General features: G+C 62.5%; 18 protein-coding genes. 6 read left to right on the forward strand and 12 right to left on the reverse strand.

Annotated features, from left to right (window positions below):
• The first annotated feature begins 677 nt into the window (after window positions 1-677).
• Window positions 678-1,457: a Crp/Fnr family transcriptional regulator gene (locus V1293_RS00260; protein WP_334505673.1), complete on the forward strand. Its 780-nt coding sequence runs from the start codon at window positions 678-680 to the stop codon at window positions 1,455-1,457.
• 89 nt (window positions 1,458-1,546) lie between these two features.
• Here the strand turns inward: V1293_RS00260 and V1293_RS00265 are convergent, their stop codons facing one another.
• The 5 genes from V1293_RS00265 to V1293_RS00285 all read right to left on the reverse strand — a co-directional run bounded on the left by V1293_RS00265 (window position 1,547) and on the right by V1293_RS00285 (window position 5,113).
• Entirely contained in the window at window positions 1,547-1,744 is a 198-nt protein-coding gene (locus V1293_RS00265) for a hypothetical protein (RefSeq protein WP_334505675.1), read from the reverse strand.
• 42 nt (window positions 1,745-1,786) lie between these two features.
• On the reverse strand, window positions 1,787-1,999 hold the full coding sequence (locus V1293_RS00270; protein ID WP_334505677.1) for a hypothetical protein: 213 nt from the start codon (window positions 1,997-1,999) through the stop codon (window positions 1,787-1,789).
• A 207-nt stretch (window positions 2,000-2,206) separates the two neighbouring features.
• Window positions 2,207-2,653 carry a phasin family protein gene (locus V1293_RS00275; RefSeq protein ID WP_334505679.1) on the reverse strand — a complete coding sequence of 149 codons (447 nt, stop codon included), beginning with the start codon at window positions 2,651-2,653 and terminating at the stop codon, window positions 2,207-2,209.
• 410 nt (window positions 2,654-3,063) lie between these two features.
• Window positions 3,064-4,707 (reverse strand): chaperonin GroEL, encoded by a 1,644-nt coding sequence (gene groL / locus V1293_RS00280; RefSeq protein WP_334361075.1) that lies wholly within the window; start codon window positions 4,705-4,707, stop codon window positions 3,064-3,066.
• 91 nt (window positions 4,708-4,798) lie between these two features.
• Window positions 4,799-5,113: a co-chaperone GroES gene (locus V1293_RS00285; protein WP_214488690.1), complete on the reverse strand. Its 315-nt coding sequence runs from the start codon at window positions 5,111-5,113 to the stop codon at window positions 4,799-4,801.
• A gap of 382 nt (window positions 5,114-5,495) precedes the next feature.
• Between V1293_RS00285 and V1293_RS00290 the strand changes: the two genes are divergently transcribed.
• Both V1293_RS00290 and V1293_RS00295 read left to right on the forward strand, forming a co-directional pair.
• A complete protein-coding gene (locus V1293_RS00290) occupies window positions 5,496-5,783 on the forward strand; it encodes an usg protein (protein WP_334505683.1) in 288 nt (95 codons plus the stop codon).
• 176 nt (window positions 5,784-5,959) lie between these two features.
• Window positions 5,960-6,508, forward strand: coding sequence for a cupin domain-containing protein (locus V1293_RS00295; RefSeq protein ID WP_334505685.1), 549 nt, complete (start codon window positions 5,960-5,962; stop codon window positions 6,506-6,508).
• 104 nt (window positions 6,509-6,612) lie between these two features.
• Here the strand turns inward: V1293_RS00295 and V1293_RS00300 are convergent, their stop codons facing one another.
• Both V1293_RS00300 and V1293_RS00305 read right to left on the reverse strand, forming a co-directional pair.
• Window positions 6,613-7,863, reverse strand: coding sequence for a NupC/NupG family nucleoside CNT transporter (locus V1293_RS00300; RefSeq protein WP_334505687.1), 1,251 nt, complete (start codon window positions 7,861-7,863; stop codon window positions 6,613-6,615).
• 19 nt (window positions 7,864-7,882) lie between these two features.
• Window positions 7,883-9,058 (reverse strand): IS481 family transposase, encoded by a 1,176-nt coding sequence (locus tag V1293_RS00305; RefSeq protein WP_334505689.1) that lies wholly within the window; start codon window positions 9,056-9,058, stop codon window positions 7,883-7,885.
• Window positions 9,059-9,247: 189 nt separating this feature from the next.
• Here V1293_RS00305 and V1293_RS00310 point away from each other — a divergent pair, with 189 nt between their 5' ends.
• Window positions 9,248-10,471 carry an MFS transporter gene (locus V1293_RS00310; RefSeq protein ID WP_334505691.1) on the forward strand — a complete coding sequence of 408 codons (1,224 nt, stop codon included), beginning with the start codon at window positions 9,248-9,250 and terminating at the stop codon, window positions 10,469-10,471.
• A gap of 140 nt (window positions 10,472-10,611) precedes the next feature.
• Here the strand turns inward: V1293_RS00310 and V1293_RS00315 are convergent, their stop codons facing one another.
• Both V1293_RS00315 and V1293_RS00320 read right to left on the reverse strand, forming a co-directional pair.
• Window positions 10,612-11,376, reverse strand: coding sequence for an SDR family oxidoreductase (locus V1293_RS00315; protein WP_334505693.1), 765 nt, complete (start codon window positions 11,374-11,376; stop codon window positions 10,612-10,614).
• Between the two features lie 13 nt (window positions 11,377-11,389).
• Window positions 11,390-12,148 carry a proteasome-type protease gene (locus tag V1293_RS00320; protein WP_334505694.1) on the reverse strand — a complete coding sequence of 253 codons (759 nt, stop codon included), beginning with the start codon at window positions 12,146-12,148 and terminating at the stop codon, window positions 11,390-11,392.
• A gap of 134 nt (window positions 12,149-12,282) precedes the next feature.
• Between V1293_RS00320 and V1293_RS00325 the strand changes: the two genes are divergently transcribed.
• The gene (locus V1293_RS00325; RefSeq protein WP_334505696.1) at window positions 12,283-12,669 is read left to right on the forward strand and encodes a hypothetical protein; all 387 of its coding nucleotides are present in this window, start codon (window positions 12,283-12,285) and stop codon (window positions 12,667-12,669) included.
• A gap of 62 nt (window positions 12,670-12,731) precedes the next feature.
• Entirely contained in the window at window positions 12,732-14,342 is a 1,611-nt protein-coding gene (locus V1293_RS00330; RefSeq protein WP_334505698.1) for an ABC transporter substrate-binding protein, read from the forward strand.
• A gap of 136 nt (window positions 14,343-14,478) precedes the next feature.
• On the opposite strand, the gene V1293_RS00335 is transcribed toward V1293_RS00330, so the two are convergent.
• From V1293_RS00335 to V1293_RS00345, 3 genes are all read right to left on the reverse strand, one after another.
• Window positions 14,479-15,315 (reverse strand): transglutaminase family protein, encoded by an 837-nt coding sequence (locus tag V1293_RS00335; protein ID WP_334505700.1) that lies wholly within the window; start codon window positions 15,313-15,315, stop codon window positions 14,479-14,481.
• A 132-nt stretch (window positions 15,316-15,447) separates the two neighbouring features.
• Window positions 15,448-16,392 (reverse strand): alpha-E domain-containing protein, encoded by a 945-nt coding sequence (locus V1293_RS00340; RefSeq protein WP_334505702.1) that lies wholly within the window; start codon window positions 16,390-16,392, stop codon window positions 15,448-15,450.
• A gap of 16 nt (window positions 16,393-16,408) precedes the next feature.
• Window positions 16,409-17,827, reverse strand: a complete 1,419-nt coding sequence (locus V1293_RS00345) for a circularly permuted type 2 ATP-grasp protein (protein WP_334505704.1) — start codon at window positions 17,825-17,827, stop codon at window positions 16,409-16,411.
• Between the last annotated feature and the right edge of the window lie 68 nt (window positions 17,828-17,895).

Consider the following 17,895-nt stretch of genomic DNA (forward strand, 5'->3'; position numbering starts at 1 on the left):
ATTTCCAGGGACGACTGGACCGACATGTTTGCAGCCGGCTCCGACCCGGAGATCTGGTAAGTGCATCCGGTGCCGGATCGCTACACCGAAGCGGGGTTTCAGAAATTCCTTGATGGCGCAGTCGATTCCAGGATGGGGTTTGCATTCGTCGACCGAACGACTGGACGCATCAGCGCGTGTTCTCCGCCCAAGCAGGAGGGGCACGGCGTGCGCCACGCCCTTCCGCATGAGCCGTCTTCACCAGCATTGACCGCGATCTGGCGGGCCGGCGCGGAGAGTGCGTTGCGCACCATCTCAGCGTGTGTCTTCTGATCATGACGGCGCCGCTCGTTGCGGAGAGGCTGCGCCCGTAGTTTGCGAGCGGAGTAGCCTCGCCGTTCGAGAGCAGCTTTGCCGTCCGCCGGAATTGGAACCGCAAGTTCCCGCAGTCTTACGGTGTTACCCATGCGCATTTTACTGTTGCGTCGAACGGCCCATTTGCATCTAACTCATGCTGCTGCGAGCAGAAAAGTCCGCCTCGCGGCCGCGTTTGAAGTTTGTTGTTGGAGTGAGTGTTGTTAAGAGTGAGGGCGTATTTGAGTGAGTGCGTGTAGCGAAAGTTTTAAACTTGGTTTAACGCCGCCGTTCCGTGACCCTTTATATGGAAAAGGTCGCAGGTTCACTGCGGGGGCCCGGCAGTGACGCCTCACGGCGGAGTGGGCAATCGCCTTCTTTCAGCATTGCCGGCATCGGACCTCGATCTGCTGAGGCCCGAGCTCGAGACGATCGCGCTCGATCAGGACGCGGTCCTTTCGTGGGCGGGTGACGATATCGAGTACGTCTTCTTCCCTCATAGCGGAGCGATCTCACTGATGATCGACATGGCGGACGGACACACGGTCGCCACCGCCGTAATTGGGCGTGAGGGGGCAGTCGGCACGCTTTCGGTGCTCGGGCCGTCACCTTCGGCCAATACCGCGGTCGTTCGCGCGGCCGGCACGGCCGCCCGGATCCCTGCATCGCGATTTCACGCCGCCTTCGGCCGGAGTCCCGCGATCCGGCATGCGGTCCAGAATCACGTCAGGTCGATGCTGATACAGTTCCAACTCGGCTCGGCCTGCAATGCGTTGCATCCGGTCGAAGCCCGCATGGCGCGCTGGTTGCTCCAGCTTCGCGACCGCGTCGACCATGACGTGCTCCCGCTCACCCAGCAGGCGCTGTCGCAAATACTCGGCGTGCGACGCACGACGGTGACGCTCCTGATGCGTAATCTGCGCGCGCGCGGAGCGATCAGGTCCGATCGACGGGGCCTGATCGAGATCGACCGAACGCGGCTCGCGGCGGCAGCCTGCGAATGCCACAGCGTCATGCGTCTCGAAGTCGAGGAGATTTTCTCGACGAATGCGGACCGATCTCGCGCGACGGCTCGGCCCGTAGATCGGCGCATCCCTGAAATTGAATCGGGCGATGCCATGTGAGCGCGTTTCCGCGCGACCGCGTGACTTGCCACGTCGCGACGCGCCGCGGCGGCGTTTCTGGCCCATCAACGAGCGGATCCTCCGCTCGATCAGGTTCTCTGCCGCCGATCACGTTCGAGGGCTTGCTCGGATGCCGCCTCGAGTTTCGCAAGCTCGCGCAGCACCTTCGCCGTCTCGCGCAGCTCGTTGCGCGCAGGGCCCGGCTTCTGCCGTCGTGCTTCGTCGAGAAAGTCCTTGGCCTGCAGCAGCCAGGTTGAGGTTTCAGATGAGATTTGCATGCGCGCCATGGTGTCCCTCCATCGCGATCGTCACTTGATCTGTGTCGACGATTAGGCCGGGGAGCCCGCGCTGCGACGCCGCACCCGGATGCTCGACTCGTCGACCCAGGCTTCGCGTGCAAACCACGCGTGATCGGTGTGGCAGATCACACAACGCGTGCGCGAGAAAAACACCGCGCGACGCCCGAAGCTTTCGCGATCAGTCTTGATGCCCGTCGGAATCGCGTATCCGGTTTGCGGACATTTGATCATCACCATACCCATGTCGCCCTCCCTTATCGTCTTCATAGTTTCTTGCAAAAAAGCACCGGCCGGTTGGAGTACGCCTGTTGTCGGTGCGGTCACTTGGGGGGCATCGCGCACCTTGTTTGGTCGAGCAAGGCCAGTGGGGGCTGCATGCTCGCCGGGCTTGTTCCAACCGGCCGGATCCCTCCTCAAAACGAATCCTTGGACGTGAACTGAGCAGGCTTGTTAGCCTGCTTGGCGGATGACCTTCGTGAAGTGCTTCCTGATCGGCTCACCCGTTTCAGTCGCCAGCTTCTGGGCAAGCGCCCACAATTCCCTGTTCTGGTCGGAAGCGGTGTCGAACGCCTTGCGCGTCTGCGCTGCGGACAATTTGAAAACATCGGTCGCTGACTTGCTGCCGCAGAGATGGATCAAGAAATCGAGCGCAGAGGCGGCATTGGCGTTTGAGATTTCAAACACTTTCAGCCCGTAGTCGGTCGCGCTTCTGGCATTGCCCGAATAGGCCTCGCCCAGCGCCACCGTCATCTCCTCCGACGCGGCCTTGATCTTCTCGAAGCCTTCCCGTGCGCGGGAGAGGACCTGCTCGTTGCCGCCGATGCCAGGCAAGGCGATCTTCGAGAGGTCCAGCAGCGGCATCCCGAAAACATTGGTTCCGTTCGTTGTCGCTTTCATTTCACTTTCACTCACGCAACATTCTCCTTCTCAAGCGAAAGCATTCTCCGCAACGCTCGCTTGCGTCACGAGAGCTCACGCTCCGTGTTCGATCAGATTTTGGATGAGCTTTGGTTTAGCCCCGACCCAATACGACTTTGGCGTAAGAGAAGCGAAGCGTCGGTTCGAAATGCGACTCTCGCAAAAATTTTTTTTGAGATTGTCAACACAAACGAACGTATAATTACGGAGCGCTGTGTATAACAGGGATATCTCAGGGAGCAGGAAGCCTTTTCTTCAGCGTAACGTTGCGAGGGCGGCGTCGGCATTCGCTGTGGTGTGGCGGGCATCTACATCGTCTGCCCAAACAAAAAACCCCGGCATTTCTGCCGGGGTTTTGCATTTCTTGAGTATCGCCTGAAAGGCTGGACTTAGAAGTCCATGCCGCCCATGCCGCCGCCCGGAGGCATGCCGGCGCCGGCACCGGCGTTCTTCTTCGGCAGTTCGGCGATCATGGCTTCGGTGGTGATCAGGAGAGCCGCGACGGAGGCCGCGTTCTGGATCGCCGCACGAACCACCTTGGTCGGGTCGATGATGCCCTTGGAGACCAAATTGCCGTATTCGCCGGTCTGCGAGTCGAAGCCGTAATTGTACTGCTCCTTCTCGAGGATCTTGCCGACGATGACGGAGCCGTCTTCACCGGCATTGATTGCGATCTGGCGGGCCGGCGCGGACAGCGCCTTGCGCACGATCTCGACGCCGGTCTTCTGGTCGTCGTTCTGGGTCTTGATGCGCTTGAGCTGCTCGGAGGCGCGCAGCAGGGCGACGCCGCCGCCCGGCACGATGCCTTCTTCAACCGCCGCACGGGTCGCATGCATCGCGTCATCCACGCGATCCTTGCGCTCCTTCACCTCGACTTCGGTGGCGCCGCCGACGCGGATCACGGCTACGCCGCCCGCGAGCTTGGCCAGACGCTCCTGCAGCTTCTCACGGTCGTAGTCCGAGGTGGTTTCCTCGATCTGCGCCTTGATCTGCTGAACGCGCGCCTCGATGTCGGCCTTCTTGCCGGCGCCGTTGACGATCGTGGTGTTCTCCTTGTCGATCATCACCTTCTTGGCGCGGCCGAGCATCTGCAGGGTGACGTTCTCGAGCTTGATGCCGAGATCTTCCGAGATCGCCTGACCACCGGTCAGAACGGCGATGTCCTGCAGCATGGCCTTGCGGCGATCGCCGAAGCCCGGAGCCTTGACGGCAGCAACCTTCAGGCCGCCACGCAGACGGTTGACGACGAGGGTGGCGAGAGCTTCGCCTTCGACGTCTTCCGCGACGATGACCAGCGGCTTGCCGGTCTGCACCACGGCTTCGAGCAGCGGCAGCAATTCGTTCAGCGAGGAGAGCTTCTTCTCGTTGATCAGGATGTAGGCGTCGTCCATTTCAACGCGCATCTTGTCGGCGTTGGTGACGAAGTAGGGCGAGATGTAGCCGCGGTCGAACTGCATGCCCTCGACGACGTCGAGTTCGGTTTCGAGCGACTTGGCTTCCTCAACCGTGATGACGCCCTCGTTGCCGACCTTCTTCATGGCATCCGCGAGGAACTTGCCGATTTCGGCGTCGCCGTTGGCGGAGATGGTGCCGACCTGGGCGATTTCCTCGTTCGAGGTGACCTTCTTGGAGTTCTTGACGAGGTCGGCGACCACGGCTTCCACCGCGAGATCGATACCGCGCTTCAGATCCATCGGGTTCATGCCGGCGGCAACCGACTTGGCGCCTTCACGGACGATCGCAGCCGCGAGAACGGTCGCGGTGGTGGTGCCGTCGCCGGCAGCGTCCGCCGACTTCGAGGCGACTTCGCGCACCATCTGCGCGCCCATGTTCTCGAACTTGTCGTCGAGCTCGATCTCCTTGGCGACGGTGACGCCGTCCTTGGTGATGCGGGGAGCGCCGAACGACTTGTCGAGCACGACGTTGCGGCCCTTCGGACCGAGCGTCACCTTGACGGCGTTGTTGAGGATGTCGACGCCGCGCAGCATGCGGTCGCGGGCATCGACGCCGAATTTGACTTCTTTAGCTGACATATTTGATTTCCCTGAGTTGATCTTTGTTTCTCACCCTGTCGGGGAGGCGCCTCGCGGGCGCTCCTCAGGGTGAGCGATGCGGGCGAAGCGCTTAGGCAGCCTTCTTCTTGGTGGCGGGGACGTCGAGCACGCCCATGATGTCGCTCTCCTTCATGATCAGGAGATCTTCACCGTCGATCTTGACCTCGGTGCCCGACCACTTGCCGAACAGGACGCGGTCGCCGACCTTGAGGTCGATCGGGATTAGCTTGCCGGCTTCGTCGCGGCCACCCGGGCCGACGGCGGTGATTTCGCCCTGCGAGGGCTTTTCCTTGGCACTGTCCGGAATGATGATGCCGCCAGCGGTCTTCTCTTCGGCGTCGATGCGCTTGACCACGACGCGGTCGTGAAGCGGACGGAATTTCATGCAGTCCTCCTAAGTTTCTGAAGATGTTATCAGAATTGGAAATTTTGGCAGTCCGGGCTGGCGAGTGCCAACTCGGCTGCGGCTGATTTAGGCCAGACTTGTTCGGGGGACAAGGGGCTTCTAGCAGAAAAATTGGCACTCAAATATGACGCCTGCCAATTTCGTTAATCATGATTAATTCGGCGGCCGGGGCCTCCAGCCCCATATTAGCACGTGCGGTAAGCTGCTGCTAACGCGCGAATTTTCAACAATTCATTAAACATTTAGGCTTGTGATGGGTTGGTATCGTGCGTCACATTTCTCTCATGTGAGCGCATCTCCGCCGGGGTGGCTCGGTGTGCGGCCACCACGTGAAATGCGCTTCCAGCAATGGAGGTTTGGCATGGTCTCGCGGGTTGGAGTTGCTTCCGACGATTTTCGGAAGCAGGTGCTGGGTTACGGGCTGACGACGGCGCAAATCCTGTATCGGATGCCCGATCACCCGTCGTTGCTGCAGACCTATGTCTGGCAGAATTACGATCTGTTTCCGAAATTCCCGGCGCTGAAAGATTTCCTCGCCTTCTGGGAGGAAAAGCTTGATGGCCCGCTGTATTCCGTCACGGTCGCGCATTCCAGGCTGATCAAGCCGGCCGAACTGCGCGCGGTGGATGGCGTGTTCAGGCTGCATTGATTGAGATGCCGCAGGGTGGGCAAAGGCGCTTGGCGCCTTGCCCACCATCTGACACTCCGCCCGCGGGCACGCTTCCGCCTTCGCCCTGCGGGCTACGGCGAGACAAGTCGCTTTGCCCACCCTACAAAATCCGATTTGTGTTAGCCTCCCGCCACAAACAAAAAAGGGAGGCACCCATGGCCAAGAAGAAAGTCGCGTCGCGCGCCGCGGCGCAGCCCGCCGTAAAGAAGAAATGGTCGGGCCACAAGACGGCAGCCAAATCCTCAGCCCGCAAGACCATCAAGTCGAAGGCGAGAGGCGTTGCGGCGGCCAAGTCGAAACCGGCCAGGAAGGCGCGGCCGAAACAGCGCATCGCCATCAGCCATCACCGCGAGGAAGATTTTAGGGCGGACGGCCTGCGTACCTACGCAAAGTACCGCGACCTCGGCATCGCTGACGCCACCCACGGTTTGGCGCGGGCGCATGTGATCCGCCTGCAGGGTCCGTGCAATCCGGCCGAAGTTTCAAAGCTGCACTACCACGACGTCGAATTCCAGATGGTCTACGTGCTCAAGGGCTGGGTGAAGACCTACATGGAAGGCCAGGGCGAGACGCTGATGAAGGAAGGCAGCGCCTGGACGCAGCCGCCGCGTATCAAGCATCTGATCATGGATTATTCCGACGACGTTGAACTGCTGGAAGTGATCCTGCCGGCGGAGTTCAAGACGGTGGAATTGGCGAGTTGAGATGCCGTCATTGAGATGCCGTCATTCCGGGGCGCGAAGCGAACCCGGAATCTCGAGGTTCCGGGTTCGACGCTGACGCGTCGCCCGGAACGACGGCGAGAGTATTACGTCATCACTCCCACGATCGCCCCCATCAAACACGTCGTCAGCGTCCCCGATACGATCGACTTCAGCCCGAGCGCATTGATCTCCTCGCGCCGCTCCGGCGCCATGGTACCGAGGCCGCCGATCATGATGCCGAGGCTCGCGAAGTTGGCAAAGCCGCACATCGCATACAGCATGATCAGCCGCGAGCGCGGATCGAGCGTATCAGCGCCGAGCTTTGAAAGTTCGACATAGGCGATCAGCTCGTTGAGGATGGTCTTGATGCCCATCAGGCTTCCCGCCGTGATCGCTTGCGGCCATGGCAGGCCCATCAGCCAGCACACCGGCGCCATCAGGTAGCCCAGCACGCGCTGGAGAGAAATTCGCGCCCCACCGATCTCGGGCAGCAGTCCAAGGATAGCATTGGCGAGATAGACCAGCGCCACCAGCACCAGGAGCATGGCGACGATGTTGAGCAGCAGCTCAAGCCCGGCCGTGGTGCCCTTGACGATCGCATCCATGGTGCTCGAGGTTTGCATATCTGGATCTTCCAATGATCCGCCGGTGCGCTTGTCTGAAGTCTCCGGCACCATGATCAGGCTAACGAGTATGGCTGCCGGTGCTCCAAGCACGGATGCAATGACAAAATGCGCCGCGGCGTCCGGGATCAATGGCGCGAGGAACGTGGCGTAGAGCACCAGTACGGTGCCGGCGATGCCGGCCATGCCGCCGGTCATCACCAGAAACAATTCGCTGCGGGTGAGCTGCGCCAGATAGGGGCGGATGAACAGCGGCGCCTCGACCATGCCGAGGAAGATATTGGCCGCGGTCGACAGCCCCACCGCGCCGCCGACGCCGAGCGTGCGCTCCAAGAGCCACGCCATGCCGCGCACGATCGGCGGCAGCACGCGCCAGTAGAACAGCAGCGTCGTCAGAACGCTCATGACCAGCACGATCGGCAGGGCCTGAAACGCCAGGACGAAATCCGCGCCCGGCGCCTTGAGGTCGAAGGGCAGTGCACCGCCGCCGAGATAGCCGAATACGAAGGAAGTGCCGGCGCGCGTCGCTGCCGCGATCGTGTTGACGGCGTCATTGATGGCGCCGAACGCCTTTGCCACCGGCGGCAGCTTGAGCAGCACCAGCGCGGTCACGACCGTGACGGCGAGGCCAACCGCGATTTGCCGCAACGAGACCGCGCGGCGGTTCTCACCAAGTGCCCACGCGATCGCCAGCAACGCCAGCACGCCAAACGCCGATTGCAGTTGCAGCATGGATCCCCCGCCAACCTGTTTAGTCCGGAGACATGGCTGACACCTGTTCGGACACATCACTGACAGGTTGGTCATTGGTCAAGTCGATCGATGCGACCTGCCAACTGGCAAAGAAGATACCGTAGTGGCCGTCGCGATCGAGCGGGCGGATGGCAAGGCGCTCGCCGACGAAGGCTTTCGGAACTTTCCAGAACTGTCCCTTGAAAGAGATGTAGCTTCGGGTCGGCGAGACGGTCCGAACCGTCTCGCCGAGGTCGTATTGCACCTCCGGAATACGGGCCGGCATCGCACGTGAACTCGGCCGAAAGCGGTCGGCGGGGACGCTCATATCGAGGCCTTGGTGAGGCCGCTCCAGATTGTAGACCATGCGCCAGGCGTCGAGGGCGCGCTGGACCTCCGGCAGGGTGCGGAAGGGGCGCATGGCAAACACTTCGGCGTTGAGGGTGCGATGGAAGCGCTCGTTCTTGCCGCGGCCCTGCGGGTGGCACGGTCTGGCATGCACCACCCTGATGCCGAGCTTGAGCAGCCACACCTTCAGCCCGGTCCAGCGACCGCCGGACGTATCACCCCAAGGTGAGCCGTTATCGATATAGAAGGCCTCCGGCAGGCCATAGCGGCGGAACGTGGCCGTCAGATGCTCCTGCACCGTGGGACGCTGCTCGTTCTCACACGCCTTCAGGCACGGGACATAGCGCGAATGATCGTCGATCACCGTCAGCGGATGGCATCGCGTCCCGTTGGCGAGTGGCATGTGGCCCTTGAAGTCCATCTGCCACAACTGATTGGGAGCTTCCTTCTCGAAGCGATGGCCTGGATTGGGCGGCGCATTCTCGCTCGGCTTGATCCGGTCGTTCCGACACAGGATCCGATGCACGGTGGACGGCACTGGCACAGCCTGCCCATTGCGCTTCAGGCAATGGGCGATCTTGCGTGCTCCCCAAGCAGGATGCTTGTCGCGCACAGTTACGACCCGCGCCTCCACGGCAGCGGCGCTGCGCTTGGGCATCCGCTTCGGACGACGGGACTGATCCGAAAGCTCCCGATCGCCGGCCTGCCATCGCCTCAGCCATTTGTAGCCCACATCAGGACTGATCCCGAACCGCCGGCAGAGCTCCCGGCGGTTCGCTCCTTCCTGCAAGGCAAGTCGCACGAACTCGCGTCGCTGATCCATTACTGACACCTCGCTCCACGGCATGGACGGCTCCCGAATCGACCAATCCAGCCAATTTTGATGTGTCAGCTATGTCTCCGAACACCCGTCAGTGATCTGTCCGGGCTAAACACAACCCCGGGAGCGATTATGCCAGCGCCGCGCGGTCGCGCAATGCCGTGTTGCGGGCCTGCCCGTTGACATCTGCACCGCGCTCGGCCACCGGTCTCACCCATGTCCTCGACGATGCCGGTGGGCGCCCGCGACCTGCTCAGGCACGGGCCGTTCCTGTTCTTCCTGTTGTCGCGAAGCCTTTCGCGCTTCGCCAGCCAGATCGCGGCGGTTGCGATCGGCTGGCAGATCTACGACATGACAGGCAGCGCCTTCCAGCTCGGCATGGTCGGGCTGGTGCAATTCCTGCCCACGGCGCTGCTTGTTTTCGTAGCCGGCCACGCGGCTGATAGGTTCGAGCGCAAGCGGGTGGTCCAGCTTTGCCAGTTCGCGGAAGCGGCGACGGCGCTGTTTCTGGCGGTCAGCACCTTTGCCGGCTCGCTCACCGTGGCGCAGATCTTCATCGCCACCTTCGTGATCGGAATCGCCGGCGCCTTCGAGAGCCCCGCCACGGCCGCGCTGCTGCCGCTGATAGCGCCCAAGGGCTCGGTTCAGCGCGCGACCGCGATCTCCTCCGGCGCCGCCCAGGTCGCGACCATCACCGGGCCCGCGCTCGGTGGGCTGGCTTATGTGTTCGCGCCGAGCCTGCCTTACTTCGTCATCGTCGTGTTCTGGCTGGCGGGCGCGGTTCTTACCGGCTTCATCCATACGACGAGGCAGGAGCTTGCGAAGGAGGATTCGACGGCAGACGATGTGTTTGCCGGCGTCCGCTTCATCCGCAACAATCCGGCGATCCTCGGCACCATCTCGCTCGACCTGTTCGCGGTGCTGCTCGGCGGCGTCACGGCGCTGTTGCCGATTTATGCGCGCGACATCCTGCAGGCCGGCCCGCTTGGGCTGGGCATCCTGCGCGCCGCGCCCGCGGTCGGCGCGCTGCTGATGACCATTGTGCTGGCGCGCTACGCCATCAGCCGGCATATCGGATTACGGATGTTTCAGGCCGTGATCGTGTTCGGCGCGGCGACGGTGATATTCGCCCTCTCGCAGTGGATGTGGCTATCGGTGCTGGCGCTGGCGTTGCTGGGCGCCGCCGACACGATCAGCGTGGTAATCCGTTTTTCGCTGGTGCAGCTTTCGACGCCCGACGAGATGCGCGGCCGGGTCGGCGCGGTCAATTTCCTGTTCATCAATGCGTCCAACCAACTCGGCCAGTTCGAGAGCGGCGTCACCGCGGCGCTGTTCGGCACCATGCCGGCTGCGGTGCTCGGCGGCGTCGGAACCATCGCCATTGCGCTACTCTGGATGAAGCTGTTTCCGGCGCTGCGGAAGGTGGAGAGGCTGGAGTAGGGGGAGTTAGCTGCATGTCCCGGACGCCGCGCGGCATGAAATGACGCGCTGCAGAGCCGGGATCCATTGTGCCGCAAGCATAGGCCCCGGCTCAGCAGCGCAGCACTTCGCGCCGCGCTGTGTCCGGGGCACGAAACGAGCTACCCCCGTCCCACGAACGGCATCTTGCTCGCCATCACCGTCATGAACAGCACGTTGGCGTCGAGCGGCAGGCCGGCCATGTAGGCGACGGCATCGCCGACGGCCTTCGCGTCCATCCGCGGTTCCTGTTTCATCGTGCCATCGGGCTGCATCACGCCGGGGCCGGCGACCATGCGGTCCGTCATGGGCGTCGCTGCATTGCCGATGTCGACCTGGCCGACTGCGATGTCGTACATGCGGCCGTCGAGATTGGAGGCCTTGGTCAGGCCCGTGATCGCGTGCTTGGTTGACGTATAGGCCGCCGAGAACGGCCGCGGCGCGTGCGCCGAGATCGAGCCGTTGTTGATGATGCGGCCGCCGCGCGGCTTCTGATCCTTCATGATGCGGAAGGCGTGCTGCGTGCACAGAAAGGGGCCGGTGAGGTTGGTGTTCACCACCGCCTGCCACTGTTCAAGGCTGAGGTCCTCGAAATTCACCGGCGGCGCGCCCATGCCGGCATTGTTGAAGAGCACGTCGAGCCGGCCGTAGGTATCCATCACCTTGGCGAACAGGGCGGCGATCGAGCCGGGATCGGTCATGTCGGCGGACACGCACAGGCTCTTGCCGACATTGTCGCCGAGCTTCTTGGTTTCTTCCAGCATCTCCATGCGCCGTCCGGCGAGCACCACGGTGAAGCCGGCATTCATCAGCGCCAGCGATGCGGCGCGCCCGACGCCGGTGCCGGCACCGGTGACGATTGCGATCTTGTTGGTTGCGTCGGCCATTGGTTCCTCGCCTTCAGTTTTTTGTTTCTGTTTCGGATTTGTAGGGTGGTCTCGGAATATTCTGGTGCGCCGCCCGCAGGGCCGCCGACCAGCGCGAGCGCAGGTCGTGGAAGTAAGGCTCGCCCGCCTCGATGCGGTGGTTGAGATCGGCCTCGCAGGCATCCGTGCGCACCACCAGCACGTCGATCGGCAGCCCGACGCCGAGGTTCGAGCGCATGGTCGAATCCATCGAGATCAGGCCGGTCTTCAGCGCCTCATACAGTTCGACGTCGTAATGCATCGCGCGGTCGAGAACCGGCTTGCCGTATTTGTGTTCGCCGATCTGCAAATAGGGGGTGTCGGTGGTGCATTCGATGAAATTGCCGGCGGTGTAGACCATGAACAGCCGCATCCGCGAGCCCTTGATCTGTCCGCCGAACAGGAAGGAGACGTCGAAAGAGACGTCTTCGGATCGCAGTGCCGGGCCTTCGGTGGCATGGACCAGGCGGATCGCCCGCCCGATGCGCTGCGCCGCCTGGAACATGGTCGGCGCGTTCGTCAGCGTCTCGACCTCGCCGGTGTTGGGGTCTTCGACGCCCTCGGTCAATGTCGACAGCACCGACTGGCTGATGGCCAGATTGCCGGCGCTGGCAATCGCCATGATGCGCTCACCGGGCTTGCTGAAAATATGGAGCTTGCGGAAGGTCGAGACGTTGTCGAGACCGGCATTGGTTCGGGTATCCGCGATCATCACGAGACCGTCCCGCACCAGAATTCCGCAACAATAGGTCATTCCAAGTCCCCGAACGCGCCTGATTTTTTCGGCGCCAGACTAGTAGCCAATTTCGCGGAGCCATCCAACCCCAATTCCCGTGGCGCGGCATGCGCCGGGCGGGTAAAATCGGTCCTCGGGAGGGTGGGGTAGGCATGCAGAAATCAGCTTTGATCGGCACGATCGTGGCCGCGGTGTTCCTGGACAGCGCCAATGCGCTGGCAGGCCCCTGGGAAGACGGCATGGTGGCTTATAACCGCGGCGACTACGTTCCGGCGATCCGCCTGTTCCGCCCGCTGGCGGAAGCGGGCAATCCGAAGGCGCAAACCCAGATTGGAACGATGTACCGCAAGGGCGAAGGCATGCTGTCCAGCCCGACCCGCGCCTTCATGTGGTTCAGTGTCGCTGCCAAGCGCGGAGATGCCAAGGCGAAGGCCGGTCTCCGTGACGTCTCCAGGAAAATGACGCCTGCGGAAATGTCGCAGGCCAAGCAGATGGCGCAGGCCTGCGAGGCTTCGAATTACCGAAGCTGCGAGTATTGATTAAGCCGGCGGCCTCCGGCAGTCTGACTGTTCGACAAGAACAAAAAGATTGGGAGGCCACCATGCGCGCCATGCGGTCGTCATTCAAACCAGCCGCGTCCATCGCGCTCCTTTGCGTTGCAATGGTCGCCGCATTCCCCGCTGCCGCGCAGAAAAAAGGCGGCACGCTCCGCCTCTATCACAACGACAATCCGCCCTCGACCTCGCTGCGCGAGGAAGCGACGATTGCCTCGGTGACGCCGTTTGCTGCGATCTTCAACAACCTCGTGGTGTTCGATCCCGCAAAGGTCCACGAAAGCATCGATACCGTCCTTCCGGATCTGGCCGAAAGCTGGTCCTGGGATTCCACCAGCACCAAACTGACCTTCAAGCTTCGGCAGGGCGTGAAGTGGCACGATGGCCAGCCGTTCACGGCAAAGGACGTGCAGTGCACCTGGCGGATGCTGATCGGCAAGACCGAGACCCAGGACTTCAAGCGCAATCCGCGAAAAGTCTGGTACACGAAGCTGCAGGATGTCAGCGTCAACGGCGATTACGAAGCGACCTTTGAGCTGAGCGAGCCGCAGCCCAGCCTGCCGGTGCTGCTGGCGAGCGCATTTTCACCGGTCTATCCCTGCCATGTGCCGCAGCAGGTAATGCGCACCAAGCCTGTCGGCACCGGGCCTTTCAGATTCGTCGAATTCAAGCGCGGCGAGTCGGTGCGACTCGTGCGCAACCCCGATTATTGGAAGAAGGATCGGCCATATCTCGACGAGATCGCGTTCCGGATGATCGACAGCCGCGCCACGCGCATGCTGGCGTTCGCCACCGGCGAATACGACATCACCTTTCCCTCTGACGTCAGTATTCCCCTGATGAAGGACATCAAGGCGCGCGCACCGCATGCGATCTGCGAGATGACGGCGACGGGAGTTCAGATCAATCTGATGGTCAACCGCGTCAATCCGCCGTTCGACAATCCGGATATCCGGAAAGCGATGTCGCTGGCGCTGGATCGCAAGCCCTTCAACACCATCCTGATGGAGGGGTTGGCGCGGATGGGCGGCGCGATGCTGGCCAAGCCCCAAGGCGAGTGGGGCATGCCGCCGGAGACGGTGTCGTCGCTGACCGGGTACGGTCCCGACACCGAAAAGAACATCGCCGAGGCGCAGGCCATCATGCAGAAGCTCGGCTACAGCGACGCGAAACCGCTGCAGATCAAGATCCAGACGCGGAACCTGCCGACCTATCGCGATCCCGCCGTGATCCTGACCGACCAGCTCAAGAAGATCTACATCACGGGCGAACTCGACATTCTTGATACGCCGCGCTGGTACGCGCGGCTGGCGAAGAAGGATTACACGATCGGATTGAACCTGACCGGCGTCAGCGTCGACGATCCCGACGGCAATATCGTCGAGAATTATTCCTGCAAGTCGGAGCGCAACTACACGCAATATTGCAATGCCGAGGTCGACCGGCTGCTGGCCGCGCAATCGAGCGAGCTCGACAAGGAAAAGCGCAGGAAAATAGTCTGGGATATCGAGCGGTTGTTGGTCGAGGACGCCGCGCGGCCGATCATCCTGCACTCATCGGCCGGCAATTGCTGGCAGCCTTACGTGAAGAATTTCCGGCCGCACGACAACAGCCAGTACAACAATCTCAGGTTCGAGGACGTGTGGCTGGATAAGTGACGGCGATATAGCCGTCATTCCGGGGCGCGCTTAGCGCGAACCTCAGATGTGCAATTGCACATCAGGGAATCTCGCGCGACAACTTCGAGATTCCGCGTTCAGCCCTGCGGGCTGCCCCGGAATGACGTACCAAAATCTACTGCTGCGACTGCCACTGGCCCGGCCGCCCGGCCTGTTCGACCTTGACCGCCACCGTCAGTGTTTCCGCGCCGCCGCCATAGCGGGTGCCGCGCACCGGCGCGGCGCCGAGGTAGTCGAGCCCGATCGCGACACGGGCATGGGCGTCGGTGATGCAGATGCCGTTGGCGGCATCGAAGCCGACCCAGCCCAAATCTGGCACGTAGGCCTCGGCCCAGGCATGGCCCGCCTGCTGGTGCACGGTGCCGTCGGAACGCAGGAAGTGGCCGGAGACGAAGCGCGCCGGCACGCCGCCGGAGCGGGCGCAGGCGATGAAGATGTGGGCGTAGTCCTGGCAGACGCCGCGCTTGAGCGCAAAAGCTTCCGCCGCCGACGTGCCTGAATTGGTGGGGTCCTCGTCGAACGTCATGTGCTCGTTGATCTGCACCATCAGCGCATGCAGGAAGCCGAGCACGTCGCCGTCGGATTCCGAGCGCATCTCGCGGGCAAACGTCGCCATCGCGGGATTGACTTCGGTGAGCGCGGTCTGGCGCAGGAACAGGCTCGGCGGAAAGCGCTCGTCGGTGCCGCGCAGCACGCCGCCGGTGTCGTGGGTCTCGATCAGGCCCTCGACATGGATGGTGAGGTCGGCGATCGGCCCGTGCGTCAGCACATGCGTGACATTACCGAACGCGTCCTGGTGCATGTCGAGGCGGGAATCGGTGGAGACGTCGATCTGCCATTCGGCGACATATTGCCCGTCATGGCTGCCGGGTGTCATGCGCAAGACCTGGATCACGCCCGAGGCGGGGGGCTCATAGCGATAGCTGGTGGAATGGGCAATTCGCAGGCGCATGGCGGAACCAGGTTCGGATCGTCATGCCCGGCCTTGTGCCGGGCATTCACGTCCTTCGGTTGGCATAGCAAGACGTGGATGGCCGGGACAAGCCCGGCCATGACGGTGTTTTGTTGCGTGCGTCCGAAAGCTCTAAATCAAATACTGCCTGGTGATGATCTCACCCAGCCGCGCGTTGTCCGCAATGAATTCCTGGATGAATTCATGGACGCCGTGCTGGAAGATATCGTCCATGTGGCTGTGTTCCAACCGGTTTCGGACGCCGCGGGCATGGCGCTGGGAGGCGCCCTGGCGGCCATAGGCGACGCCGATCTGGTCGAGATTGCGCACCAGGTTGCTGTAGCAGCTCGCCAGCGAGCGCGGCAGCGTGTCGTTGAGGATCAGGAGATCGGCGATCAGCCAGGGTTTCAGCGTCTCGCGATAGACCCAATGATAGGCGGTCAGCGCCGACACCGAGCGCAGGATCGATGTCCACTGGTAGTAGTCCAGCGGGCCGCCGACATGTTCCTCCTCCGGCAGCAGCACGTGATATTTGACGTCGAGAATGCGGGCGGTATTGTCGGCGCGCTCCAGATGCAGGCCGAGCCGGGAGAACCAGTAGGCGTCGTTGCGCAGCATGGTCCGGTAGGCCGAGCCGTCGAAGCGCAGCGAGGTCTCCTGCACGAAGCGCAGGAATCGCGCCAGTTCCTCGCGGCTCGAAGTGCCCTTGCCCCAGACCTCCTGCAATTCGATCCATGCCGAGTTGATGGTGTCCCACATTTCTGACGTCAGCGCGGTGCGCACCGAGCGCGAATTGAGCCGCGCGGCCTCGATGCAGTTCTTGATCGAGGAGGGATTGGACGGCGAGAACGCCAGATACTCGACGACGTTCCGCTCGTTGGCCTCCTGATAGGCCTCGTAGAAGCTCGCGCTGACGCCGGCCGTCAGAAGCGCCGATTCCCACTCATTGGTCTTGCCGATATAGGCGGCGGGAAGCGCGGTGACCCGCAGCGTCGCGTCGATGGTGCGCGCGATATATTCGGCGCGCTCGACATAACGGGCCAGCCAGTACAGGTTTTCGGCGGTGCGCGACAGCATACGAAGATTTCGCTCTCTATTCGTCCAGTATCCAGGTGTCCTTGGTGCCGCCGCCCTGGCTCGAATTGACCACCAGCGAGCCTTCCTTCAGCGCCACCCGCGTCAATCCGCCGGGCACGATAGTGACGTGCTTGCTTCCCGTCAGCACGAACGGCCTGAGATCGACATGGCGCGGCGCGAGGCCGGAGGCGGTGCAGGTCGGGCAGGTCGACAGCGCCAGCGTCGGCTGGGCGATAAAACCCTCCGGCTCGCGCTTGAGCTTGTCGCGGAACGCCTCGATCGTCGCCTTGGTGGCGGCGGGGCCGATCAGCATGCCGTAGCCGCCGGAGCCGTGGACTTCCTTCACCACGAGTTCGCTCAAATTGTCCAGCACATAGGCCAGGTCCTTCGGCTCGCGGCAGCGCCAGGTCGGCACATTCTTCAGGATCGGCTCTTCGCCGAGATAGAATTTTACGACCTCCGGCATGTAGGAATAGATCGCCTTGTCGTCGGCGATCCCGGTGCCCACCGCGTTCGCCAGCGTGATGTTGCCGGCCGCATAGGCCGACATCAGCCCGGGCACGCCGAGCGCCGAATCCGGGCGGAAGGTCAGGGGGTCGAGGAAATCGTCATCGACGCGGCGGTAGATCACGTCGACACGCTTCAATCCCTCGGTGGTGCGCATGAATACCTCGTCGTTCTTGACGATGAGGTCGCGGCCTTCGACCAGCTCGATGCCGAGCTTGTCGGCCAGGAAGGAGTGTTCGTAGTAGGCGGAGTTGTAGACGCCGGGTGTCATCAGCGCGACTGTCGGCTCCGCCGAGGCGGAGAGCGGCGCCACCGAGCGCAATGCCGACAGCAATTCGTCGGGATAGCGTTCGACAGGTGCTACCCGGTGCCGCGCGAACAGGTCCGGAAAAAGCCGCATCATGATTTCGCGGTTTTCCAGCATGTAGGACACGCCGGACGGCGTCCGCGCATTGTCCTCCAGCACGATGAAATTGTCGGCGTCGACCCGGACGATGTCGATCCCGGCGATGTGCACGTAGACGTCGTGCGGCACACTCTGGCCGTTCATCTCGGGGCGGAACACCGGGTTCTGGAAGATCAGGTCGTCGGGAATGATGTTGGCGCGCAGGATGTCGCGGCCATGATAGATGTCGCGCAGGAACATGTTGAGCGCGCGGACCCGCTGCTTCAGGCCCTTTTCGAGCGTGGCCCATTCCTTGGCCGACATGATTCGGGGGATCACGTCGAAGGGGATCAGCCGTTCCTGGGCTTCGGCGTCGCCATAGACGGCGAAGGTGATGCCGATCCGGCGGAACAGCAGTTCCGCTTCCTGGCGGCGATATTCAAGGGCGTCCGGAGGGGTCTCCTTCAGCCAGCGGGAGAGCTCCCGATAGGCCGGGCGGAGGTCACCGCCGGGCCCGTTCATTTCATCGAAGGCAACTGCCATAAATCCTGACTATCTCTCGAAGCCATGCGGCACAGTGCATGACTTCACGGGATGGTAGCAAGGCTCGG

Source organism: Bradyrhizobium sp. AZCC 1693, assembly GCF_036924745.1.
Lineage (GTDB): Bacteria > Pseudomonadota > Alphaproteobacteria > Rhizobiales > Xanthobacteraceae > Bradyrhizobium.

What these genes read in the sequence shown, in the direction of transcription:
- V1293_RS00310 (WP_334505691.1), top strand. Translation starts at nt 9,248, where the DNA reads ATGTCCTCGACGATGCCGGTGGGCGCCCGCGACCTGCTCAGGCACGGG.
- V1293_RS00300 (WP_334505687.1), bottom strand. Translation starts at nt 7,863, where the DNA reads ATGCTGCAACTGCAATCGGCGTTTGGCGTGCTGGCGTTGCTGGCGATC.
- V1293_RS00345 (WP_334505704.1), bottom strand. Translation starts at nt 17,827, where the DNA reads ATGGCAGTTGCCTTCGATGAAATGAACGGGCCCGGCGGTGACCTCCGC.
- V1293_RS00340 (WP_334505702.1), bottom strand. Translation starts at nt 16,392, where the DNA reads ATGCTGTCGCGCACCGCCGAAAACCTGTACTGGCTGGCCCGTTATGTC.
- V1293_RS00285 (WP_214488690.1), bottom strand. Translation starts at nt 5,113, where the DNA reads ATGAAATTCCGTCCGCTTCACGACCGCGTCGTGGTCAAGCGCATCGAC.
- V1293_RS00315 (WP_334505693.1), bottom strand. Translation starts at nt 11,376, where the DNA reads ATGGCCGACGCAACCAACAAGATCGCAATCGTCACCGGTGCCGGCACC.
- V1293_RS00270 (WP_334505677.1), bottom strand. Translation starts at nt 1,999, where the DNA reads ATGGGTATGGTGATGATCAAATGTCCGCAAACCGGATACGCGATTCCG.
- V1293_RS00320 (WP_334505694.1), bottom strand. Translation starts at nt 12,148, where the DNA reads ATGACCTATTGTTGCGGAATTCTGGTGCGGGACGGTCTCGTGATGATC.
- V1293_RS00295 (WP_334505685.1), top strand. Translation starts at nt 5,960, where the DNA reads ATGGCCAAGAAGAAAGTCGCGTCGCGCGCCGCGGCGCAGCCCGCCGTA.
- V1293_RS00330 (WP_334505698.1), top strand. Translation starts at nt 12,732, where the DNA reads ATGCGCGCCATGCGGTCGTCATTCAAACCAGCCGCGTCCATCGCGCTC.
- V1293_RS00335 (WP_334505700.1), bottom strand. Translation starts at nt 15,315, where the DNA reads ATGCGCCTGCGAATTGCCCATTCCACCAGCTATCGCTATGAGCCCCCC.
- V1293_RS00265 (WP_334505675.1), bottom strand. Translation starts at nt 1,744, where the DNA reads ATGGCGCGCATGCAAATCTCATCTGAAACCTCAACCTGGCTGCTGCAG.
- V1293_RS00290 (WP_334505683.1), top strand. Translation starts at nt 5,496, where the DNA reads ATGGTCTCGCGGGTTGGAGTTGCTTCCGACGATTTTCGGAAGCAGGTG.
- V1293_RS00325 (WP_334505696.1), top strand. Translation starts at nt 12,283, where the DNA reads ATGCAGAAATCAGCTTTGATCGGCACGATCGTGGCCGCGGTGTTCCTG.
- V1293_RS00305 (WP_334505689.1), bottom strand. Translation starts at nt 9,058, where the DNA reads ATGCCGTGGAGCGAGGTGTCAGTAATGGATCAGCGACGCGAGTTCGTG.
- groL (WP_334361075.1), bottom strand. Translation starts at nt 4,707, where the DNA reads ATGTCAGCTAAAGAAGTCAAATTCGGCGTCGATGCCCGCGACCGCATG.
- V1293_RS00275 (WP_334505679.1), bottom strand. Translation starts at nt 2,653, where the DNA reads ATGAAAGCGACAACGAACGGAACCAATGTTTTCGGGATGCCGCTGCTG.